Here is a 22,878-nt window from a genome sequence, read left to right as displayed (position 1 = left end):
ACAGATCCTGCGGCCCGTAGTGCACGCTCTCGGGGAAGTAGCCTACGGAACCCTCTTCCATGATCTTGGTAGGGGAGGCGGGGTACTTCCCTTTCAAAACATAGCGGATTTGATCGAAATTGTGCCGGTGGCGGGGTGTGCCCCAACCGCCAGATCCGGTGAGGCCCACGTTGAGAAGGTAGTTGTTTGGGGAGTCATCGTCCCCCTGCAAAAGGAACTTCTGATCGAGGGTTCCTTCCCGCATTGAACCGACCCGGCCACCCTCTGAAGTCGCTGCTTCCGAGATACGCATGTTCGCTCCTCTTACGTAGTCATCGTCAAAGTTATTCGGTTGACTTCAAATAGCGCAAAACCGGGCCGGCGCGTATCCGCAGCGTTTGGTGGCTATAACGTTTTGTTATTCCCGGCGCCGGCATCGCATAAGAGGCACTTGATACCGCCCAATGTTGCCTTCAAAGTCTTGAGCGAAGGCCTCCCTAGGCTGCGATAGTGCATCGCGACTGCATCGCGAGTTTTGGATTCTTTATGACTAGTCTGGAAATCTCGCCGAAAAACCTGATGAAGACCAAGATGATGTCAGGCGAACTTGCTGTCGGCATGGTCGTGAGGTTGATGCGGGGAGTCGAGGTAGCCGCAATCGCAAAGAGCGCAGGCTTCGACTGCCTCTACGTCGATCTCGAACACTGCAGCTTCTCGCTGGAGACCGTGAGTCAGATTTGCATCGCCGCGACTGCGCTCGGCGTGACGCCAATGGTTCGCGTTGCAGGTAAGGACAAGGCGGAGATTGGCAGGACGTTGGAAACGGGTGCCCAGGGAATTATCATTCCCCATCTCGAAAACCGCGCAGAGGCCGAACAGGTCGTTGAGGCGGCGCGATTCCCACCCACAGGAGATCGTTCTCTCCTGGCTACGAGTCCGCACACTCTGTTCCGTGGCGGCCCGGCAGACGAAGTCATGCGGCGGCTGAACGAATCGACGCTTGTGACGGGCATGATCGAATCCGTGACTGCGGTAGAGAACGCCGACGACATCGCGTCGGTCGAAGGCGTCGATATGCTTCTGGTAGGCACGAACGACCTTTGCAATTCCCTCGGGGTGCCAGGACAGCTCGACCATCCTAGAGTTCGCGAAGCCTATCAGCATGTGGCTGCGAGCTGTGGGGCAAAGGGCAAGCATCTCGGCGTTGGAGGGCTGAACTCGCGGCCGGACATTGCCAAGGAGATGATTTCAATGGGAGCGCGATACGTCTCGGCAGGAAGCGACACAGGGTTCCTGATGAGCGCGGCAACTGCCGCAGCAAACGCTTTCCGGTGAATTCGCAATGCGACACATGCGGTCGGCAATGCCGCTTGTGCGCTCAGCTGTCGGTCCAGCTGATGCCGGACAATAGCGCATCAACGGCCAAGACAATTGGAGGGCAACAGGTGGATACGAGCGAAGAACTAAATCGGCTGTCAAGCGTCAATGGAGAGGCGCGAGACTTCAGTGTGAAAGATCGTGTCGTCCTGATCACCGGCGCGGGTCAGGGAATCGGTCGGGAGCTCGCTCGACAGTTTGCCGCGGCCGGTTCGGTTGCGGTGATCGCAGACGTAAACGCGGCCAACGCCAAGGCAGTGTCAGCTGAAATCGAAGCCGAAGGATTGAAGGCAAAACCGATCTCCGTCGATGTCGCCGATGAGGCTTCGGTCGATGCGATGGTCAAGGCAGTTGTGGATGAATTCGGCAGGGTTGACGCGCTTGTTAACAACGCCTCGCTCTTCTCAAGCCTTCCAAAGCGATCCTTCGACCAGATCCCATTGGCGGAGTGGCGGAAGGTCATGGATGTCAATGTCACGGGCGTTTTTCTGTGTGCTCGCGCGGTAGCCGAGACGATGAAGAAGCAGGTGTTCGGTCGCATCATCAACATCTCGTCGGACTCCGTGCATCGCGGAACGAAGAACTATTTGCACTACGTGACGTCCAAATCCGCACTGATCGGCATGAGCAACTCGCTAGCCCGAGAGCTCGGGCCGCATGGGGTCACGGTCAACTGCATCCGTCCAGGCACAGTCGAGACGGAGGTCGAAGAGCGTATGACGAACCTGACGCCGGAAGTGCGTCAGCGCAGCATCGACCTGCAATGCATCCCGCGCACCATCGTGCCGTCCGACCTTGCGGGGCTTGTCATGTTCCTGACTACGCCGGCGGCCTCGTTCATCACAGGCCAGACCATCGCTTGCGATGGTGGCTACACGCACAGCTTTTGACGGAAGAGCTGCGCAGAGGGCGATCATGGAACACTACGGCCAACTTTTCATCGATGGCGCCTGGGTGGAACCTGTCCGCCCAGGTCGCAGGGAGCTTATCGATCCCGCGACCGAGTCCCCCTTTGCGACAGTGGCTACGGGGGGTGGCGCCGAGGACGTCGACAAGGCTGTTGCCGCTGCGCGGCGAGCCTTCGAAAGCTACTCGATGACAACGCCAGGCGAGCGGATCGAATTGCTCGATCGCATCATTTCCGCATACGAACAGCACATCGACGAAATCGCCAACGTGATGGCTCAAGAGGTCGGTATCCCGATCAGTGCCCGCGCACAGGCGACGGGTCCGATTGGCCACATGAAGGTGGCACGCGATCTTCTGAAGACATACAGCTTCGAAACGCAACTCGCGGAGACGATCATCCGTCGCGAGCCCATCGGTGTCTGCGCCCTCGTCTCGCCCTGGAACTGGCCGGTCCAGACACCGACAATCAAAGCGATCTATGGGCTTGCCGCTGGCTGCAGCGTCGTCCTCAAGCCTTCGGATGCGTCGCCCGTAAGCGCGGTCCTCCTGGCGCGGGTGTTCGAGATGGCTGGTGTTCCCAAGGGAGTGTTTAACCTTGTGATCGGCAAGGGAAGCATCGTGGGGCAGGCGCTATCGGAGCACCCGGACGTGGATATGATCTCCTTCACCGGCTCGACGAGGGCCGGCATCAAGGTCGGCGAAGCGGCGGCCAATAGCGTGAAACGCGTATCGTTGGAACTCGGAGGCAAATCAGCCAACATCGTCCTCCAAGACGCTGACCTCGAGCAAGCCGCACGGTGGAACGTCCAGCGGTGCTTCTTCAATGCCGGACAATCCTGCCACGCGCCGAGCCGGATGCTTGTGCACGAGAGCCATATAGACCGAGTGATCCCGCATCTGATCGATGAAGCAAGTCGCCACCGCCTCGGAGACCCGCGCAATCCAAACACGACGATGGGCCCGGTTGTGAACCAAGCGCAATTCGAGAGCATTCAACGCTACATCCAGATCGGCATAGAGGAGGGCGCGAGGTTGATCTGCGGGGGCCTGGGCCGACCTGTCGGTCTTCAGCAGGGCTACTTCACGCAGCCGACCGTGTTCGTCGACGTGGCGCCCGATATGACAATCGCAAAGGAAGAGATATTCGGACCAGTCCTGGTGGTGATCCCCTATTCCACCGAGGAAGAAGCGCTCAAGATTGCCAATGACAGTCCTTATGGCCTCGGCGGCTATGTTTTCGGTCGCGACCGCAAGAAGGGCTATGAATTCGCCAGCAGGCTTCGTGCGGGGCGCGTCAGCTTCAATGGCGCGGCGACCAATTCGGTGACACCGATGGGTGGATACAAGCAGTCTGGAGTCGGCCGCTCGATGGGGGTACTCGGCTTGGAGGAATACCTGGAGGTGAAATCAGTCTACGGCTTCGAGGAAGAAGCATCCGTTCTGCCCAGGTTTGGGAGCCGGCTAAGCTGATGCGAAGCTACGCGATTGCGGCAATCCCAGCCGATGGGATCGGGCCGGAAGTGATCGATGCCGGGATCGAGGTTCTTACGGCGCTCTGCCAGCGAGCAGGCGACCTTCGCCTCGACGTCACGCGGTATGATTGGGGGTCGGACTACTACAAGGCACACGGCAAGATGATGCCCGATGACGGGCTCGACCAACTGAAAGCCCATGACGCGATCTACTTCGGCGCAGTAGGCGCACCGGACATACCAGATCATATCACGCTTTGGGGTCTTCGCCTGGCGATATGCCAAGGTTTCGACCAGTACGCGAATGTCCGGCCGACGCGAATTCTGCCAGGGATATCCGCGCCGTTGCGAGGGAAGGGGCCAGGAGATCTCGATTGGGTGATCGTCCGCGAGAACTCGGAAGGTGAATATGCAGGGCACGGCGGACGCGTCCATCGCGGTATGCCGGAAGAGGTGGCAACCGAGGTCGCCATCTTCACTCGCCATGCCGTCACGCGCATCATGCGCTACGCGTTTCGGCTGGCGCAATCTCGCCGCCGCAAACTTCTGACGGTCGTGACCAAATCGAATGCCCAGCGGCACGGGATGGTGATGTGGGACGAGATCGCGGAGGAGGTCGCCCGGGAGTTCGTAGACGTGACCTGGGACAAGATGCTGGTCGACGCCATGACTGTGCGCATGACGCTGCATCCCGAAAGCTTGGACACCATCGTAGCGACGAACCTGCACGCTGACATCCTCTCCGACCTTGCCGGGGCCCTCGCAGGTAGCCTGGGCGTGGCCCCAACCGCGAACATCGATCCGGACCGACGATTTCCCTCGATGTTCGAACCCATCCACGGTTCGGCCTTCGATATCGCGGGAAAGGGGATCGCCAATCCGGTCGCTACGTTCTGGTCCGCCTGTCAGATGCTTGACCCCCTCGGTGAGGCGGATGCCGCCTCACGACTGATGAGAGCAATCGAGACTGTTTGCGCGGAGGGAAGCGTGACGCCAGACGTCGGCGGGAATGCGAATACCCGGCAGGTTACCGAAGCCGTGATCGCTGCGATCCGCGGCAGCAACGTTTGATCAATCAAAACGGACCCCTGGCGATGAAGATCGGCGTAATTGGACTTGGCTCAATGGGATACGGCATCGCACAGTCGCTGCTTCGTTCCGGCCATCAAGTTTATGGGTCGGACATCAATACCGAGGCAGTGAAGCGCCTCCGCGCCCAAGGCGGATCGAAAGCGGATGCCATAGCCGCGGCCCATGATCTGAACGCGATCGTCATTGTGGTCTTGAACGCAGAGCAGACCGAAGAAGTGCTGTTCGGTAAAAACGACCTGGTTTCCAGGCTCACCCCTGGGACCGTTGTCGTCATGTGCGTAACTGTTGCACCGGACTTTGCACGGAGCGCCGCTCAGCGGTGCTCGGCGCTTGGCATTCATTTTCTTGATGCTCCTATCTCGGGCGGTTCGGTCAAGGCCGCGGAGGGCAGACTGTCGGTAATGGCGTCGGGGACACAGGACGCATTCGCAGCCGCGCGACCTATTCTCGACGCAATGGCCGAAACGGTCTTCGAACTTGGGGACGGCGCTGGCGCAGGATCGGCCATGAAAGCCGTGAACCAGATGCTTGCAGGAATCCATATCGCTGCCATGGCGGAAGCCATCTCATTTGCTGTGACGCAGGGGATCGAGCCGGCAACCTTCCTCAGAGTGATCCCCAGCTGCGCAGGCACCAGCTGGATGCTGGAAAACCGTGCGCCACATGTGGCGGAAGGCGATTACACCCCGCGGTCGGCTATCGACATCTGGCCGAAGGATCTTGGCATCGTACTGGACGTCGCCAGGAAGTCGAAGTTCGCGGCGCCCGTAACTGCCGCGGCCCTGCAGCAATTCATCGCCGCGGCGGGCATGGGTTTGGGGCGCGAGGATGATGCTGCGGTGGCGAAGGTCTATGCCCACAATGCCGGCATCAAACTGCCCGGCCAGACGCGGAACATGTCGGACAGCGCGGATCGGGAGACGGGCTGGAGGCCATGACCACTTTTCTTGGTGCCATAGCTGACGACCTTACCGGTGCAACCGACCTTGCCGGCCTGCTCGCGCGTTCCGGCATACCCGTCTCGCTGCGCATGGGCGTTCCGGAGCATCCGCCGGCAGAAACCGCCGCGCTCGAAATCATAGCCCTGAAATGCCGCAATGCGCCGGTAGACGAGGCTGTCGAAGATACCCTTGCCGCGCTCCATTGGCTTCGCCAGGCCGGCGCCCAACGGTTCTTCTGGAAATACTGCTCGACATTTGATTCCACTCCGCGCGGCAATATCGGCCCCGTCGCCGAGGCGCTGATGCGGGCACTAGGGACAAGCCAGACCATCTATTGCCCGGCCTTTCCCGAGAACGGTCGCGCGATCTTCATGGGGAATCTGTTCGTAGGTGAACAGCCCCTCTCCGAAAGCTCCATGAAAGATCATCCATTGACGCCTATGAGGGATTCCAACCTCATGAGGATTTTGAGGCCGCAGGTGACCTTGGCGGTCGGGCTAGCAAATAGGCTCGTTGTGGCCGAGGGACCGCAGGCCTTGCGCAAGCGGCTAGCCCAGCTTCATGCCGATGGCGTCTCCCACGTTGTCATCGACGCCGTGGCCAATAATGATCTCCATACCATCGGCCTTGCTTGTCACGACATGACACTCCTGACCGGCGGAAGTGCCGTGGCCATGCCACTGCCACAGATATGGCTCGATCAAGGCCTGCTCTCCCGAGATGAGAGTAGGGGAAGGCTGCGCGCCGAAGAAGGGACGGCAGTTGTGCTGTCCGGCAGCTGTTCGGCCATGACAACCCGCCAGGTCTCGGCCTATCTCGAAAGTGGGCAGCCCGGCTTCCGGTTGGATCCGCTTGGTCTCGCGCAGAACGGCCCAAACGAGGCTCTCGACTGGCTTTCAAAGCAGGCGCCAGAAGCAGTGCCGATCGTCTATGCGACCGCTGCGCCGGGTGCTGTTCGAGCGGCGCAAGAAATACTTGGCGTAGAGCGCGCCAGCATGTTGGTCGAGCAGGCTCTCGCTGCCTGCGCCGTCAAAGCTCGCGATCTCGGTGCGCGCCGCTATATCGTTGCCGGAGGAGAAACATCAGGGGCGGTCGCCCAGGCACTTGGCGTTACCAAGCTCGATATTGGAATGGAGATCGCGCCGGGCGTTCCGTGGTGCTTTGCCCGAACGGGGGGGCACGACGTCGCCATTGCCTTGAAGTCGGGCAATTTTGGCAACGAAACCTTTTTCAGTCACGCGCTGGAGATCTTGGGAACATGACGGAGGAAGCCCGCCTTCGAGAACAAATATGCACGTTGGCCAAATCCATGTTCGATCGTGGGCTGACACACGGCTCGACCGGAAACATCTCGGCCCGTACGTTCGACGGGGGCTTGCTGGTGTCGCCTACCGGCACCAGTTTCGGGCGACTCGATCCAGCCCGTCTGAGCCGTTTCGATGCCGCAGGCCGACAAGTTGGTGGCGATGCGCCCACCAAAGAAATGCCGCTCCACTCGGCCTTTTATGACACCCGAAATCAGACTGGCGCGGTTGTGCATTTGCATAGCTGTTACGCGGTCGTCTGGTCGATGCTTGACGACCCGGATGAAGACGACTTCCTGCCGCCACTCACCCCCTATGCCGCGATGCAACTCGGCCGGGTAAAGCTCCTTCCGTTCTTTCGTCCCGGCGATCCTGCGATGGGGAAGGCTGTACGCGGGTTGGCCGGCAAAAGATCCGCCGTCATGCTCGCCAATCATGGGCCGGTCGTTGCCGGAAAGGACGTCGAGGCCGCCTGCAATGCGATCGAGGAGCTGGAGGCTACGGCGCGTCTTGCTTTGCTCACGCGCGGTCTTGGCCCGCGTTTGCTCACCGAAGCGCAAATCCGTGATGTCGTAACCTCGTTCAACGTCGAGTGGGAAGCATGAGGTTCTCGGCCAACCTGGGCTTTCTGTGGGCCGACCGGCCACTTCCCGATGCCATTCGCGCTGCCAACACGGCAGGATTCGACGCGGTTGAGTGCCATTGGCCCTTCGATGTGCCCGCTCCCCTTACAAAAGCGGCCCTGGAGGAGACGGGCCTCTCGATGCTCGGGCTCAACACGCGGCGCGGTGACATAGCCCGCGGAGAGAACGGTCTCGCCGCGCTGCCAGGTCGTCAGGCAGATGCGCGCGCCGCCATTGACGAAGCAATTGCCTACGCGACCGGCATCTCCGCCTCAGCCGTTCATGTCATGGCCGGAAATTCAAGCGGGCCGCGTGCCCGCGCCGCGTTCTGTGAAAACTTGATCTATGCCTGCGAGACAGCAGGGGATTCCATCCAGGTCCTGATCGAGCCGCTGAACCATTACAATGCACCTGGGTATTTCCTGAGCACGACGGGACAGGCACTGGATGTCATCCGTGAGATCGATAAGCCGAATCTGAAGCTGATGTTCGATTGCTACCATGTCCAGATCATGGAAGGCGACGTGACACGGCGGATCGAATCCTTGCTTCCGTTCATTGGGCATATCCAGATCGCATCGGTGCCAGATCGCGGCCCACCGGATCACGGCGAACTCGATTTCGCCTACGTGCTGCCGCGAATATCAGAGCTGGGCTGGGTTGCTCCGGTTGGAGCGGAATATCTGCCGAAAGACGGCGCGCAATCAGACGTTTCATGGCTGGCCCGATATCGGTGACGGAAGCCGCGCCGCTGGCTTGCGCTGAAACGTTGAGCAGAGGGGACGAAGGATGAACGACAAACCCATTATTGGTTTTATCGGCCTTGGCCTGATGGGCCATGGAATAGCGAAGAACATCTGCAAAGGCGGCTACGAAATGTGGATTCGCGACCCTTTCAACCGCGCATCGGTTGAAAGCCTGTTGTCAATGGGCGCCCACGAAGCCGTGAGTCCAAAAGACATGGCGGAAAAGTGTGATGTCATTCAGATCTGCCTTCCGAGTTCACAGCACGTTGAAAGTGTCGTCCGCGGTGACGACGGAATCATAGCGGGCGCGCGAAGCGGTCTGATCGTCATCGATGCGTCCACCGCCGATCCAGGGTCCACCGCGAACCTTGCAATCGAGCTGTCGGAAAAGGGTGCCCGGCTGGTCGACGCTCCGTTGGGACGCACCCCAAAGGAGGCGGAGGAGGGCAAACTCGACGCGATGGTCGGCTGTGACATGGAGTTGTTGGAGATCGTTCGGCCAATCATCGAATGCTGGGCCGGCTCGATTACCCATGTCGGCCCTTTAGGCAGTGGTCACAAGATGAAGCTCTTGATGAACTTCATCGGCATGTCGTACGGCGCTTTGTTTTCAGAGGCGGTGGTGCTCGGCGCGAAAGTCGGCATTTCGCCCAATGTCATTCGTGAAGTGATTGGCCCAAGCCGCATGGGCAACGGCTTCTTCGATACCTTCATGCGGTACGTGGTCGATCGCGATCGCGATGCTCACAAATTCACGATTGCCAATGCGGCCAAGGATCTCCGCTACGTCACCTCTATGGCTGCCGAAGCGCAGGTGGTGAGTATCATGGCTTCCGCCGCAAGACATTACTACGCACATGTTGAGGCAATCGGACGCGCAACCGATTTTGTCCCGATGCTGAGCGATCATGTTGGCGCTCTCAACGGCCTGAACCTGGCAGAGACCGTTCGATAAAGCGCACGTCATGCTGGAGAGTGCATTGTGAAGGGTATCGTGTTTTTAGGTGATCGACGCTTGGCCTCGATCGAGGTTGAGGACCCGACGCCGGGCTATGGCGAGGTCGTTGTCGAGATCAAAGCCTCTGGCATGTGCGGTAGCGATCTGCACCCATACAGGGCGCCATACGATCCCAACCGCCCACTGGAGTCTCGCATAGTCGGGGGGCACGAGCCATCCGGCATCGTGGCCGCTATAGGCCTCGGCGTGCCACCGCCTGTCGCAAAGGTCGGGGACCGGGTTATGATCCATCACTACCACGGTTGCACAGTCTGCCGTCATTGTCGGACCGGCTGGCCGCAGCTTTGTGAACCAGTCACGCGAACGACGTACAGCGCCAACGCGCATGGCGCCCATGCTTCTTACATGAAGGTTGCAGCCGATACTCTCGTGCCCCTTCACGACACACTGAGCTTCGAAGCCGGAGCCGCGATCGCGTGCGGGACGGGGACGGCCTGGGGTGCATTGGAACGCCTGCAGCCGCGAGGACACGAGACGATCGCTGTCTTTGGCCAAGGCCCGGTCGGGCTCTCCGCGACCCTTCTGGCATCAACGCGCGGCTCGCGCGTGATTGCGATCGATCTGGATGATGACCGTCTCACATTGGCAAAGCGGTTCGGTGCCGACGAGACCATCAACGCTCGCAATGCCGACGTGGCGGAAGTGTTGCGAGAAATGACCGACGGGCAGGGAGTCGAGATGGTGGTGGAAACTGCTGGTTCACCCCAGGCAGCCGCGGCAGGACTGAAAGCGGCCGCCGTTTGGGGGAAGGTGTGCATGGTTGGAATTGGTGGAAAAGTAACTGTCGACACCCAAGCCATGCTCGATCGCCAGGTTACGGTGATGACCTCCTATACGATGTCGACTGTTGATCAGAAGGCCTGCGCAAATTTTGTCGTCTCGCGAAATCTCGACCTCGATCGCCTGTTCACTCACCGATGGCATTTGGATCAAGCGGAAGAAGCCTACCAAGTCTTTGACGCCCAGGCGAGCGGGAAAGGCGCGTTCATATTTTAGCGCAAATCCTACCAAACCGGACACGAGAAAGGGCATCAGTATCTGGCGCTGTCGAACTGCCAATGGCGCTGGGAGGAGTTCGCCCGGTCTTCAAGGAGCTCTTTGATTCCTCTGCAAAAAACGACAATCGCTCGAGCGTGTGAAGCAATCTCATAGAGCATGTTAACAGCGGATCTCCAAATTGGCTGGGGTTCTTGGAAGCTTTTCGAACTTTCTGGGTCGCTCAGCGGCCTGAGCTCCGTGGGCTGATGGGACAAATTGGGACGTAGAGTCCTTATGAGCCATCGACCCTCTTGCGCATGCCGGCACGAAGCGCGGGATATTCTTAGCGGGCTGAAGGGCCGCTATCCGCCTCATTGCGGTCATAACGTTGGAGTCGATCTTCAACCAAAGGGGCGCCAGGATATCTGGCGCGCACGATCACAGCCGCTCCCCAAATCGGAACGTTAGATTCGATAGAATCTCTCTGCATTCGAACAGAGCACGGCGACGCGCTCTTCGTCTGACAAATCCCTTGTGACGGCGCGAATTACGCCAATGATGCTCGCTGGAGAGGCGAAAAGCAGTTCCACCGGCATGTTGGTGCCCACCATGGTCCGCTGCGGTCCAAAAGCATGCAGTGTGTGGTGGAGCAGGGGCAGCATTGTCTCTGGCGTCCAATTTGGCGCGCCGAGACCGAAGCCGCATAGTTTGACGCTGACATTCGGCGCCTGCGCGAGGCGCCCGATCGCCGCGCGCCACGCCGCCAAGCCTTCCGCACTGCGTCAGCCACCATTCCGAAATGCTCCAGCACGATCATCGTGTCCGGAAACGCATTCGCTAGCGCCAGCGCCTTGTCCATCTGAGGCCAGTAGAGTTGCAGATCGAAACTCAAGCCGAGCGGCGCAAGGCGCGCAAAGCCTCGTCGCCATTGTGCGCTTTCCATCAGATCCGGGGCGGGCGCGTGCGCAGGCGGGGCTCATCGTGCCAATTCAGAATCTGACGAATACCGCGCACACGTGGATAACGGGCATGGGCTTCAAGAAGGCGCTCGACACCTGGCGCGGATAGGTCCGCGTAAGCGACGATCGCATCCGGCATGCTCTCCTGCCTGGCCAATGTGCTCAGCCAGCGCGTCTCATCAAGCGGATCGTGCGGATTGCGGCCGTTCTGGACGTGCACCGTCTTGACGATGCTAAGACCCTCCATGTCGGCCTTGTAGTTGGCCGGAAGGTAATCGCGCCGGATGGGTCCGAGGTCGCCTTCGAGTGGCTCCGGCCGGTCCGGGTCGAGCCAGGGATAGGCGGCATCGGAGAGGCTTTGGAAATGCTGGTGCGTGTCGACGATCGCCCAGCTTTCGTCGGCGGGCATCATCCGCGCCTTCTTGTCCACTGGTCGGCGAAGACGGCGAGGATCACGACCGTTCCCGACGCCACGTATTGCCAGAACGATGGCACGTTCATCAGCGTCAGCCCGTTCTGCAGGGCGCCCAGCGTCAGCGCGCCGATAAGCGACCCAAGCGGATTTCCGACGCCACCAAAAAGGCTCGCTCCGCCAATGACCGCCGATCCGATCGCCTGCAATTCGAAGCCGCTGCCGCCGATCGGCTCGGCGGCTCCGATGCGCGCTATCAGCACGAAGCCGGCAAGGCTCGAAAGGACCCCGGAGATCGTATAGACCGTGACCTTCACCCTCTCGACGTTGACGCCCGACAGTCTCGCCGCTTCCTCATTGCCGCCGATGGCGATGATCTGTTCGCCGAGCGCGGTGTAGCGGACCAGCAGAAAAGCGAGCGCGGCAACTGCCAGCGCCAGCAGCACAGGGGTCGGAATATCGAAGAGCCGTCCGGCGAAGATGGCGCGAAACTCCTTGGACAGGCCATAGATCGGCTGGCCATCGGTGTAGATCAGCGCGGCGCCTCTGTAGATGCTGAGCGTGCCGAGCGTCACGATGAAGTCGGGCAGTTTGAGCCGGGCAATCAGCAGGCCATTCAGAAGTCCACAGAGCAATCCGACCAGCAATCCTGCGCCGACGCCTACCAGAAGCCCATGCGAGAGCATGTCTGCCGCCACCATGCTGGACAGCCCGACCACCGATCCCACCGAGAGATCAATGCCCTTGGTCATGATGACGAGCGTCATGCCCACCGCGATCACCGCGTTAATCGACGACTGAAGCATGATGTCGATCAGATTCGACGGCTGGTAGAAGGTGGTGTTCAGCACCGAGAACACCACGAACAGCGTCACGCAGCCGATCGCTACGCTCGCCTTGCGCAGGGCATCGTCACGCCTCGAGCCCTTGAGGGGCTTTTTCTCGGCCGCATCCGTCCGAGGCAGGGAACTCAGTTCGGTCACGAATTGTCCTCTCTCGCAGCGAGCTCGATCAGCCGCTCCTCGGTCAGGGCGGCATCGTTGGCAACGATGTTGTGCAGGCGTCCGCCACTCACAATGCCGATGCGGTGACAGATAAGCAGGAGTTCAGGCAGTTCCGAGGACACCACCAGCAGCGCCGCCCCGTCGGCTGCAAGGCGGCGCAGCAGCGCATAGATCTCCGCCTTGGCACCGACATCGATGCCGCGCGTCGGCTCGTCGAAGAGGAACACGCGCGCGCCGGTCGCGAGCCAGCGGGCAATGACAACCTTCTGCTGGTTCCCACCCGAAAGGTTGCGCATCTCAGTGCTGATCGATGCCGGTCGGATGTGAAGCTCCTCGACATAGCGCTTGACCGCACGCCGCCTTTGCGAGCCCATAATCACGCCAAGGGAAGTGAAACGGTCATGGTTGCCAAGGCCGAAATTGCGCTCGACATCCGTCATGGGAACGATCGCATGACCGCGTCGGTCCTCGGGGATCAAGGCGATGCCGGACCGCATGGCATCGGCGGGCCTGGCAAGCTTGACGCGTCCTCCGGAGACGTGGATTTCGCCACCGGACAATGCGTCGATGCCGAAGCAGGCGCGCAGAATAGCGGAGCGTCCGGAGCCGACGAGGCCCGACAACCCGACAATCTCTCCTGCTTTGACGGATAGGTTGACATCGCGCACGCGGGAGCTCGATACGCCGCGCAATTCCAGCAAGGCATTGGTTTGAACCTGGACCGGCTTTTCGGAGCTCATTTCGCGCGACAATTCGCGACCGGCGATCAACTCGTTCAGCCTCGCCTCGGAGTAATCGCCGATAGGACCTGAGGCGACGACTTCACCGTCGCGCAGAATCGTCACGTGATCGGCTATGGCCCGGATTTCCTTCATCCGGTGCGAGATATAGACAATCGCCTTGCCCGCCGCTTTCAGTCGCCGGATGACGGCGAACAGGCTGTCCTGCTCGGCCGGCGTCAGGCTGGAAGTCGGCTCGTCAAAGGCGATGATGCGGCCGCCGCGGGCAAGCGTGCGGCTGATCTCGACGAGTTGCCTGTCGGCCATGCCGAGTGTGGATACGGGCGAGTCAGTGTCGAGGTGCGGAGCCAGATCGTCGAGGATCGCTCGGGCCTCGCGGCGATATCCGGCGCGAGGGACGACGCTGAGGCCACGCGCGCGGCCGAGAAAGATGTTCTGGGCTACGTCGAGCTGGGGCACCAGGCTGAGTTCCTGGCTAACCAGGCCGATGCCCATGGCTAGCGCGCTGCGCGGCCCATCGATGTGCACGCGGCCGAGCGGATCGAGCGCGATTTCGCCCTGGTCCGGCTGCACGATGCCGAACATCACCTTCATAAGGGTGGACTTGCCGGCGCCGTTCTCGCCCAGAAGAGCGTGGACCTCGCCGCCGCGCAGGTCGAGGTCGACACCTTTCAGCGCCCGGACGCCGGAGAAGCGCTTGGCGATGCCGGTCATCCGAAGTGCGGGAGGACGGCTTTCGCCGTCCTCTGCTTGGGAGATTGCGCTGGTCACCAGAAGTGTCTCAGTTGGTCTTGGGATCGGGAAAGTCCTTGACGTTCTCCTTGGTGATGACCGCCTGAGGCGACAGGATCCATTGCGGAATGGCCTGGCAGCCGAGAAGACGAAGCGCCATCTGCACGCCAAGCTGTCCCTCCTCGAACGGGAATTCCGCGACCGTCGCGCGCATCTCGCCGGCGCCGACCGACTTCTTGGCCTCACGGATACCGTCGGTGCCGACGACGGCGACCTTCTCGAGGCTGCTGCCGCTGGTCACCGCCTCGACCACGCCGAGCGCCATGCCGTCATTGTTGGCATAGATTCCGGCAAGGTCCGGGGTCTGGCGCAGGATGTTCGAGGTCGCGTTCAATGCCGTCAGCCGGTCCCAGTTGCCGGGCTGGCTCGCGACAAGCGCGAGGTCAGGATACTTCTTGAGCTCTTCCTTGAAGCCCTGGATGCGCAGGCGGGCATTGGGCGAGCCGGCGGCACCCTCGATCTGGGCGACCTTGCCGCCATTCGGGTAGGTCTCATGCAGGAAGGCCGCCGCCTTGGCGCCGATGGCGACCTGGTCGGTGCCGATATAGGTGCTGGCGCCTTCGGTGCGCGCGTCGTCGATGATGATGGTGGGGATGTTGGCCGCGCGTGCCGCTTCGATCACCGGTGCGAGGTTGGAATCGGATTGCGGCGAGAGCAGCAGCGCATCCGGTTTCTGCGACAGCACCGTCTGCGCGAGGTTGAGCTGCTCGATCATCGAGCTCTCGTCCTTGGCGGCCTGCACGTCGACACTGATCTTGTACTTTGCCGCCTCGGCCTTGGCGCCAGCCGCGACGTCCTGCCAGAATTCGTTGATCAGCGTCTTGGTCACATAGGCGAAATGCAGCTCCTTCTTGGGGGCCGGCAAGGCGCCGAATTCCTTCTCGACGGCCGTCGATTCGATCTTGTCCATCTTGGCCGTCGGATAGGCTGGGCAGCTGTCCTCTGCGAACGCTGGGACAGCGCCGACAAGAGCGAGCGCCGTCGAGGCGGCGAATATACCGCTGATCCGTAACTTCATCGAAATTCCTCCCGTTGGGTACCGGATCAAATCCGGAGCATCCTCTTGCCTAAAGACTCGAGCGCTAAGGGGCGCATCACCGCACGCCTCCACGCGCTTCGGCCGTTCACGACTTCACCGTGTTGCAGCAAGTTGAAAACTAGAGCATGCCATCTGTTAGATACAAATTAGAAGCCCTTTCCGATTCTTTAGCCAGGCTTAAAGAAAAATGGTATGGCAGGGGCGATCCCTTGCGCGTTGGAAGAGAGATGCAGATACCGGTCAAGGCCATTTGGGTCTTTCATGCCGCCGCCCAGGCGGGCAGCATTTCGCGCGCCGCCGAGGAGTTTGGGGTGACGCCTTCCGCGGTCACCCAGCAGATCCAGGCGCTCGAGGTTCAGCTCGGCGTCAGCCTTCTGACAAAGATGGGCCGGCGCGTGGTTCTGACGGAAGCGGGTGAGCGCTACTACGCTACCATCACCGACGAGATCGAGCGCATTACCGAGGCCACCAGCACGATCCGCGGCTATCGCTCGGTGACGATGCTGACGGTGCGGGCCACGCCGACGCTTTCCAACAAATGGCTGTTGCCTCGCCTCGCCTCCTTCCTCGACCGCAATCCGGAACTTGAGATCCGCCTGGACGGCACGAACGAGCCGACTGACTTCAACCGGGAGCTTGTTGATCTCGAGATAAGGCACGGAGACGGCCGCTGGCCGGGCCTTTTTGTCGAGGGTATGGCCGAGGAGACCTTCATTCCGGCCTGCGCGCCGGCGCTTGCCGCTGAAGCCAGTCTGAAGGTCGAGGACCTGACCCGTTTCAGGCTAATCCATTCCGTGAAGTCGCAGGCGCAGTGGCCGGCCTGGTTCAAGCTCGCCGGCGCACAGCCGGCGAGCAGGTGGCGCCGCATTCTGTTTGACCGCTCCCATATGGCGATCGACGCGGCGTTGGACGGGATGGGAATAGCTCTGGAGAGCAGCATGATGATGGAGCGCGAGCTGCGCGAAGGCCGGCTTGTCTGTCCTGTTCCCGATCCGCCGCCGTTACGCATTGTGACCCAGTGGATCGTGTGCCCGCGTGATCATCTGCGGCAAAAGAAAGTGCGCATTTTCCTGGATTGGCTACGGGCGGAACGAGATGGGATGAAGGCTCAATAGCCGACCTCCCAGGCTCGACGGTCGGCAACGTGCAATTTTCTCGATTGCTTGATTACTTCACAGCTTTCTGTATTTGTGTGAAAAATCCTGAAAGCCGGAAGGTCGTCATGCTGTCTCGCTTCGCCACCCGATTGAACTCTTTCGCATCGGCGCCGCACCTTCAATGGCCGGACCTTATCGGCAAGCCGACCATGATGCAGATGGCGGAGCGCGCCGCGACCGTCAGCGGCCTGACCGACCTAGACCTGAATTTTCCCGACCATGTTTCAGGGGAGCCCGGGAGCATTGCCCGGCGTATCGGCGACCTGGGGCTATCCATCAACGGCCTTGCCATGCGCTACTACACCAATCCAGCGTTCAAGCGCGGAGCCTTCACCAATCCGGATCCAGCGGTGAGGCGCGAGGCCATCGACCTGACCAAGCGCGGCATCGACGCCGCGCGCGCCATGGGCGCCGATCTGATGACGATCTGGCTTGGCCAGGACGGGTTCGACTACAACTTCCAGCTGGACTATGGGCAGGTCTGGGACTGGGAGATAGCCGGCATACAGGAAGTCACCGCGCATGATCCGGCTTGCCGCATCAGCATCGAGTACAAGCCTGATGAGCCTCGCGCCCAGTCCTTGCTGCGCGACGCGGCGACGACGCTGCTTGCCATCGGTGAGGTCGGCCTGCCCAATCTCGGGGCGACGATCGATTTCGCGCACGCGCTTTATGCCGGCGAGCAACCCGCGCTCGTGGCGCATCTGATCCACCGCTGCAGCCGGCTGCTTGGCGTTCATCTCAACGACGGCTATGCCAAGCGCGATGACGGGCTGATGGTAGGCGCGGTGCATCTGCGCTCGACCCTTGAACTCCTTCACCAGATCCGCCGGGATGGCTTTGACGGCGCGCTCTACTTCGATACCTTTCCCGACACGAGCGGCCTCGACCCGGTCGCGGAATGCGAGGCCAACATCGCAACCGTGCGGCGCCTGGTCGAAATCGCCGAAGGTTTGGCAGGCGATAACGGACTTGCGGATGCGTTGGCCCGCCAGGACGGGGTCGCTAGTCAGCGAATCGTGAACAGGGCCTTGATCGGTGCGTAGGGCGGTCTGAATGACGATCTCGGAGGACAGCGCATGAGCCTTCCACTTGCCGACCCAAGAACAATCGGCCCGCGCATCCGCATGATGATGCCGCATCTCACGCCGCTGGAGGGACGCGTGGTCGACATGATCCTCGGCCGGCGCGACTTCGACCAGAGCACCTCACTCAAGGTGGTGGCCGAAGACGCCGGTGTGTCGGAGGCCATGATCGTCAAGATCGCCAAGAAACTTGGCTTCGACGGCTTCAAGGATTTTCGGACCGGTCTTGCCGACTATAACCGCCTGCCGACCGCGGAGCTTCACGAGGAACTTTCGCCCGACGACACCGATGCCGAGATCGCCCGCAAGGTCTTTCGCACCTCGGTCCACGCCCTGGAAGAGACGCTCGCCATTCTCGACCCCCGGGCGCTGGAAAGGGCGGCCGACCTCATCTTCGGCGCACGCCAGCGCGACCTCTACGGTATTGGCGGCTCAGCGCAGATCGCGCGTGACGTCGCACACAAACTGTTGCGCATCGGCGTCCGCACCAGCGTGTTTGACGATGCGCACATGATGTTGATGTCCGCTTCGCTCCTGGGAGAGGGGGATGTCGCCATTGCCATTTCACATTCGGGGACAACCACGGCCGTAATCGAGCCCATTGAACTGGCGCGCCGGCGGGGCGCGCGCACCATCGCGCTCACCAACTATGCGACGTCACCGCTCGCCGCGATCGCCGACGTCGTGCTTTGCTCGACGGCCCAGGGCTCGCCGCTGCTTGGCGAGAATGCCGCCGCGCGCATAGCGCAACTGATCATATTCGATGCCGTCTTCGCGGCCGTCGCGAGGCGCGACCTCAAGGCGGCCGAGCGCAACCTTGCCGCCACCATGGGCGCGGTGGCCTGCAAGCGTCGCGGCGCATGAGCGTCTCGTCGCGTCCTGTCGTCGTGGTGGTCGGGAGTCTGCACTACGATATCATGGTCGACGCACCCGATCGCCCGCGCAAGGGCGAGACGGTCACCGGCTTTGGGTGGCGGCCGAAATTCGGCGGCAAGGGAGGCAACCAGGCCGTCGCGGCTGCAAGAGCAGGCGCCGCGGTGCGGATGGCGGGCGCGGTTGGCGACGATGATTTCGGCCGGTTTCTGCTTGCCAATCTCGCTGCGGCAGGAGTGGATGCCTTGCGGGTCACGAGGGTCGACGGCCACGGCTCAGGTATGAGCGTCGCTATTTCGGATAGTGGCGGGGACTATGGTGCCGTCATTGTTTCCGGGGCCAACACCGCTGTCGATCCGAAGAGCCTGGATGACCCGACGCTGTGGCAGGGCGCGGCCTTGCTCGTCCTTCAGAACGAAGTTCCGGAATTCATCAACCTTGCCGCCGCGAAGGCCGCGAAGCTGGCGGGAGTTCCGGTGTGCCTCAACGCGGCGCCGCATCGAGGGCTGACGGACGAGTTCGCCGCGCTCGTCGACATACTGATGGTCAATGCAATAGAGGCCGAGCAGTACTCCCGTTGCGTGGTCGAGGATATCGCCTCGGCCATAGCCTCGGCCAGGGCGCTCTCCGGCCGCTTCGCCAACGTCGTGGTGACCGCGGGAGCCGATGGGGTGGCGGGTATTCGCCGCGGCCATGATCCTATCGCGGTTCCGGCCGTTCCGGTCCGCCTTATCAGCACGCATGGCGCAGGCGATGTCTTTGCCGGAACTTTTGCCGCCGCCATGGCCTCGGGCAAGCCATTCCGGGAATGCCTCAGCCTTGCGAACCATGCTGCCGCGAGGCACGTGTCGACCTGACGGCATTTCCATCGGATTGCTCCAATCTTTAGCTCAGCTAAAGAATGGAGTTCACCTTCTAAATTGAGCTAACAGCTCGCTGGCCATACGAATGGGATGGCTCGGCAACTAGGCTGGGCCATCAGCACAGCTGGCCGGGAGGCTACCACGCCATTGCAGGAGGGCGCCGTGCGTCCCCATTACGTGCCCCGTTCGATCGGGATGCGAACGCTTTTGCGTGCCTCGTCAAAGCTGGTGCCGGATTCGGTAACGCGAAGGAAAACGAAATGAACCTTTATACCCTGCTTGCCGCGCGCGCGGAGCCTGGACGTCCAGTCCGCGTCGGTTTGATCGGCGCTGGAAAATTCGGCTCAATGGTATTGTCGCAGGCGCAGCGCATTGCCGGCTATCATATGGTCGCAGTGGCCGATTTGAATGTCTCCAAGGCGCGGGAATCCCTGGAGCGCGTTGGCTGGCCGGCGGAACGGTACAAGGCAAAGGATGCCGGCGAGGCGGTCAAGAACGGCACGACTTTCGTCACCGACGACGTCACCGCCCTGCTTGCCTGCGAGGAAATCGAATGCGTGATCGAGGCCACAGGTCACCCGATAGCGGGCACGCGCCACGCGCTGCGGGCGATCGAGGCCGGCAAGCATGTCGTGATGGTCAATGTCGAGGCCGACGTCATGGTTGGTCCGATCCTCGCCGAGAAAGCGCGGCAGAAGGGCGTCATCTATTCGATGGCCTATGGGGATCAGCCGGCGTTGATCTGCGAGCTGGTAGACTGGGCGCGAGCGACAGGCTTCGACGTGACCGCGGCAGGCAAAGGCATGAATTTCGAGCCGCGCTACCGATATTCCACGCCCGACACGGTCTGGGGCTTCTTCGGCTGGAGCGAGGAGGAGGTGGCCAAGGGCGACTTCAATCCGAAAATGTACAACTCCTTCACCGATGGCACCAAGGCAGCCATCGAGATGGCGGCGGTGGCCAACGGCACCGGACTTGATTGTCCTGACGACGGCCTGGCCTTCCCGCCTGCCGGCCTCCACGATCTTGCCAAGGTGTTCCGTCCGGCGGCCGACGGCGGACGCATGGCGCGTTCCGGGCTTGTCGATATCGCCGCCAGCCAGGAGCCGGATGGCCGCGAGGTGTTCAACAACATCCGCTACGGTGTCTTCGTTACCTTCAAGGCGCACAATGAATATGCGCGCGCCTGCTTCAAGCAATATGGGCTGCTGACCGATCCGTCGGGCTGGTACGCCTCGATGTGGCGGCCCTTCCACATCATCGGGCTTGAGACCTCGATCAGCGTTCTCTCTGCGGTGTTGCGCAACGAGCCGACCGGATCGTCGAAGGAATTCCGCGGCGACGCGGTGGCGACGGCGAAGAAGGATATGCAGGCTGGCGAGATGCTGGACGGGGAGGGCGGCTACGCCGTCTGGGCAAACGCCATTCCGGCCTCGATCAGCCTCGAACGGGCGGCGCTGCCCATCGGGCTGGCGCACAATGTGCGGCTGAAGCGCGCCGTCAGGAAGGACCAGATCGTCAGCTTCAATGACGTCGAACTGGTGAACGACCTCGATGTCGTGAAGGTGCGCCGCGAGATGGAAGAGCGCTTCCGCCCGACGCCGCGCGCGGCGGCCTGATCAGGCGGGGAGGAGAGCCATGGCCGAGCGCAGCGCGCCACGCTTCGTAGTGATCCCTGAATTTCGCGTCAGGCTGGAGGTCAAGGCGGCGTTTCTCGATGCCGCTCTGGACGATGCCCGTCATTCGGTCGGCGACGAGGCAGGTTGCCATCAGTTCGACGTGGTCTGCCCGGAAGGCGCCGAGGACATCGTCCTGTTCTATGAGGTCTATGACGACCGTGCGGCATTCGACGAGCATCTAGGCACGCCGCACCTTAAACGCTTTCAGGCGGCCATGAAGGCGCTCGATGTCGAAGAGACGGTCGTTCGCTTTGCCACTCTCAAGCATTCATGAAGCAAACAGTATGCTGGTGCCGCAATGACAGCGAACTGTAGGGTCGGCTTCATCGGAACAGGTATCATGGGCTCTCACATGGCCCGCAGGCTGGCGCAAAGCGGCTTTCGGGTGACCGCCTGGAACCGCACCCCCGATAAAGTCGGCGCCTTGAAAGCATTTGGTGTCGTCGCTGCCACCGAGGCGGCGCAGGCGGCGCGAGAAGCCGATGTCGTGATCTCGATGTTGAGCTCCGGACCGGTCTGCGACGAGGTGCTGTTCGGAACACATGCGGTGGTTGACGCCATGCCTTCTGGGTCGACGCTCGTGGTGATGAGCTCCATCCCGGTCGAGACCGTACGCAAGCAAGCAGAGTTGGCGGCGCAAAAGGGCGTCCGCTACGTAGACGCTCCCGTTTCCGGCGGTGAGAAGGGCGCGGATGAAGGCACGCTTGCCATCATGGCGGGCGGCGAAGCCGACACCATAGACGCGCTGAGGCCCATCTTCGCTCCATTGGGGCGTGTCACGCATATCGGCCCGGTTGGCGCCGGCAGCCTTTCAAAACTTGCCAACCAACTGATCGTCGCCAGCAACATCTGCGCCGTCGCCGAAGCGCTGCTGCTGGCCGAGCGAGGCGGCGCCGACCCGGCGCGGGTGCGCGAGGCGCTGCTCGGCGGCTTTGCCGACTCGACGGTGTTCCGCCAGCACGGGCGGCGCATGATCGAGGCCGATTTCGTGCCCGGCGGTCCGGCCAAATATCAGATCAAGGATACCGGCACGGCGCTTGCGCTCGCAGCCTCCCTCGGCCTGACCCTGCCGATTGCAACCGAGGTCGATCGGATTTTCCGCCGCCTCGTCGTCCATGGCGGCGGCGATCTCGACCATAGCGCGGCTATCGTCGAACTGCGGCGGATGAACTCTCGATAAATGACAGGCTAGGTGCATCGCCCGCTACTAGCTCGACTATCCGGAAAGTCGCCAGTTTGATGCCAGCCCCCAAAGTGATCGTTGCCGGTTCTACAATTCGCGGTCGACTGGGGTTCTTGGAAGCTTTTCGAACTTTCTCGCTCCGCAGCCCGAATTGCGGGGTTAATGGATAAAGCGGGACAGTGGATTCGGGACAGTTTGAGGGCATTGCGTTTAGACGGCAACTCTGCCTAAGCCGCCCGTCGACGAGGAGGCGCCTTGTTCATCTCGCCAGACCAGACCATCGAGCGACCGAACTCGGGATTGCGTAGCTGGGCACTATGATGACGACTGTGAGCCTGCGGGAGCCAAGCCGTCATCCCAGCAACGACGTGCGGAAGTGCTCCATGTTCTCTTCGACGCTTTCGCGGCTGAGGTCACCCGTCTTCCTGTCGCGGATCATCTCGTACATGTGCTCATGGAGTCCGACTGCACGCCACTTGCCGCTGACCTCAAGCGACTTCTGCACCCAGGGTGCGACCATTTTCAGAACGAAGTCGGCGATCACCACGATCAGTGGGTTGCCAGCTGCTTTGTAGATAGCGCGATGGAAATCGAGGTCGGCTTTGAGGAGTTCCCCGATTGGAGAGTTCGGGTCCTCCGACAGCCTCCTCAAG

General features: G+C 61.4%; 22 protein-coding genes and 1 pseudogene. 17 read left to right on the top strand and 6 right to left on the bottom strand.

Annotated elements, in window-relative coordinates; translation table 11 throughout:
* A pseudogene (locus EOA33_RS04105) lies at positions 1-292 on the bottom strand (hypothetical protein); the annotation flags it as partial.
* Positions 293-525: 233 nt separating this feature from the next.
* Between EOA33_RS04105 and EOA33_RS04100 the strand changes: the two are divergent.
* The 10 genes from EOA33_RS04100 to EOA33_RS04055 all read left to right on the top strand — a co-directional run bounded on the left by EOA33_RS04100 (position 526) and on the right by EOA33_RS04055 (position 10,457).
* Positions 526-1,314 (top strand): aldolase/citrate lyase family protein, encoded by a 789-nt coding sequence (locus EOA33_RS04100; protein WP_245482223.1) that lies wholly within the window; start codon positions 526-528, stop codon positions 1,312-1,314.
* Between the two features lie 110 nt (positions 1,315-1,424).
* Complete coding sequence (locus EOA33_RS04095) at positions 1,425-2,246, top strand: 3-oxoacyl-ACP reductase family protein (RefSeq protein ID WP_245482222.1); 822 nt, start codon at positions 1,425-1,427, stop codon at positions 2,244-2,246.
* Between the two features lie 25 nt (positions 2,247-2,271).
* Complete coding sequence (locus EOA33_RS04090; protein WP_127405013.1) at positions 2,272-3,735, top strand: aldehyde dehydrogenase family protein; 1,464 nt, start codon at positions 2,272-2,274, stop codon at positions 3,733-3,735.
* A complete protein-coding gene (locus EOA33_RS04085) occupies positions 3,735-4,808 on the top strand; it encodes a tartrate dehydrogenase (RefSeq protein WP_127405012.1) in 1,074 nt (357 codons plus the stop codon). Before EOA33_RS04090 ends, EOA33_RS04085 begins: the two co-directional genes overlap by 1 nt.
* A gap of 23 nt (positions 4,809-4,831) precedes the next feature.
* A complete protein-coding gene (gene ltnD, locus EOA33_RS04080; RefSeq protein ID WP_127405011.1) occupies positions 4,832-5,767 on the top strand; it encodes an L-threonate dehydrogenase in 936 nt (311 codons plus the stop codon).
* Positions 5,764-7,032: a 3-oxo-tetronate kinase gene (gene otnK, locus EOA33_RS04075; protein WP_127405010.1), complete on the top strand. Its 1,269-nt coding sequence runs from the start codon at positions 5,764-5,766 to the stop codon at positions 7,030-7,032. The genes ltnD and otnK overlap by 4 nt, the downstream gene beginning before the upstream one ends.
* Positions 7,029-7,679: an aldolase gene (locus EOA33_RS04070; protein WP_127405009.1), complete on the top strand. Its 651-nt coding sequence runs from the start codon at positions 7,029-7,031 to the stop codon at positions 7,677-7,679. Before otnK ends, EOA33_RS04070 begins: the two co-directional genes overlap by 4 nt.
* Entirely contained in the window at positions 7,676-8,434 is a 759-nt protein-coding gene (locus tag EOA33_RS04065; protein WP_127405008.1) for a TIM barrel protein, read from the top strand. The genes EOA33_RS04070 and EOA33_RS04065 overlap by 4 nt, the downstream gene beginning before the upstream one ends.
* Positions 8,435-8,486: 52 nt before the next feature.
* Positions 8,487-9,398, top strand: a complete 912-nt coding sequence (locus tag EOA33_RS04060; RefSeq protein ID WP_127405007.1) for an NAD(P)-dependent oxidoreductase — start codon at positions 8,487-8,489, stop codon at positions 9,396-9,398.
* A 27-nt stretch (positions 9,399-9,425) separates the two neighbouring features.
* Positions 9,426-10,457 (top strand): zinc-binding dehydrogenase, encoded by a 1,032-nt coding sequence (locus tag EOA33_RS04055; RefSeq protein ID WP_127405006.1) that lies wholly within the window; start codon positions 9,426-9,428, stop codon positions 10,455-10,457.
* Between the two features lie 924 nt (positions 10,458-11,381).
* Here the strand turns inward: EOA33_RS04055 and EOA33_RS04045 are convergent.
* The 4 genes from EOA33_RS04045 to EOA33_RS04030 are packed head-to-tail and all read right to left on the bottom strand — an operon-like array spanning position 11,382 to position 15,364.
* Positions 11,382-11,810 (bottom strand): hypothetical protein, encoded by a 429-nt coding sequence (locus EOA33_RS04045; protein ID WP_210212546.1) that lies wholly within the window; start codon positions 11,808-11,810, stop codon positions 11,382-11,384.
* Complete coding sequence (locus tag EOA33_RS04040) at positions 11,807-12,793, bottom strand: ABC transporter permease (protein WP_245482221.1); 987 nt, start codon at positions 12,791-12,793, stop codon at positions 11,807-11,809. Before EOA33_RS04040 ends, EOA33_RS04045 begins: the two co-directional genes overlap by 4 nt.
* A complete protein-coding gene (locus tag EOA33_RS04035; RefSeq protein ID WP_127405003.1) occupies positions 12,790-14,325 on the bottom strand; it encodes a sugar ABC transporter ATP-binding protein in 1,536 nt (511 codons plus the stop codon). Before EOA33_RS04035 ends, EOA33_RS04040 begins: the two co-directional genes overlap by 4 nt.
* A 10-nt stretch (positions 14,326-14,335) precedes the next feature.
* On the bottom strand, positions 14,336-15,364 hold the full coding sequence (locus tag EOA33_RS04030; protein ID WP_127405002.1) for a substrate-binding domain-containing protein: 1,029 nt from the start codon (positions 15,362-15,364) through the stop codon (positions 14,336-14,338).
* Positions 15,365-15,612: 248 nt separating this feature from the next.
* Here EOA33_RS04030 and EOA33_RS04025 point away from each other — a divergent pair, with 248 nt between their 5' ends.
* From EOA33_RS04025 to EOA33_RS03995, 7 genes are all read left to right on the top strand, one after another.
* Positions 15,613-16,500: a LysR substrate-binding domain-containing protein gene (locus tag EOA33_RS04025; protein ID WP_127405001.1), complete on the top strand. Its 888-nt coding sequence runs from the start codon at positions 15,613-15,615 to the stop codon at positions 16,498-16,500.
* Positions 16,501-16,607: 107 nt separating this feature from the next.
* On the top strand, positions 16,608-17,588 hold the full coding sequence (locus EOA33_RS04020; RefSeq protein ID WP_127405000.1) for a TIM barrel protein: 981 nt from the start codon (positions 16,608-16,610) through the stop codon (positions 17,586-17,588).
* 33 nt (positions 17,589-17,621) lie between these two features.
* Positions 17,622-18,491, top strand: coding sequence for a MurR/RpiR family transcriptional regulator (locus EOA33_RS04015; protein WP_127404999.1), 870 nt, complete (start codon positions 17,622-17,624; stop codon positions 18,489-18,491).
* On the top strand, positions 18,488-19,357 hold the full coding sequence (locus EOA33_RS04010; RefSeq protein WP_127404998.1) for a PfkB family carbohydrate kinase: 870 nt from the start codon (positions 18,488-18,490) through the stop codon (positions 19,355-19,357). The genes EOA33_RS04015 and EOA33_RS04010 overlap by 4 nt, the downstream gene beginning before the upstream one ends.
* Before the next feature lie 266 nt (positions 19,358-19,623).
* Complete coding sequence (locus EOA33_RS04005) at positions 19,624-20,982, top strand: Gfo/Idh/MocA family oxidoreductase (protein ID WP_127404997.1); 1,359 nt, start codon at positions 19,624-19,626, stop codon at positions 20,980-20,982.
* Positions 20,983-21,001: 19 nt separating this feature from the next.
* A complete protein-coding gene (locus tag EOA33_RS04000; protein ID WP_127404996.1) occupies positions 21,002-21,316 on the top strand; it encodes a putative quinol monooxygenase in 315 nt (104 codons plus the stop codon).
* A gap of 24 nt (positions 21,317-21,340) precedes the next feature.
* Complete coding sequence (locus EOA33_RS03995; protein WP_127404995.1) at positions 21,341-22,222, top strand: NAD(P)-dependent oxidoreductase; 882 nt, start codon at positions 21,341-21,343, stop codon at positions 22,220-22,222.
* Positions 22,223-22,577: 355 nt separating this feature from the next.
* On the opposite strand, the gene EOA33_RS03990 is transcribed toward EOA33_RS03995, so the two are convergent.
* The coding region (locus EOA33_RS03990; RefSeq protein ID WP_127404994.1) for an FCD domain-containing protein at positions 22,578-22,878 on the bottom strand (301 nt) is incomplete at its 5' end.

This window comes from Mesorhizobium sp. M4A.F.Ca.ET.050.02.1.1, from assembly GCF_003997725.1.
Lineage (GTDB): Bacteria > Pseudomonadota > Alphaproteobacteria > Rhizobiales > Rhizobiaceae > Mesorhizobium.
This window is presented reverse-complemented; position numbering and strand designations above follow the sequence as displayed.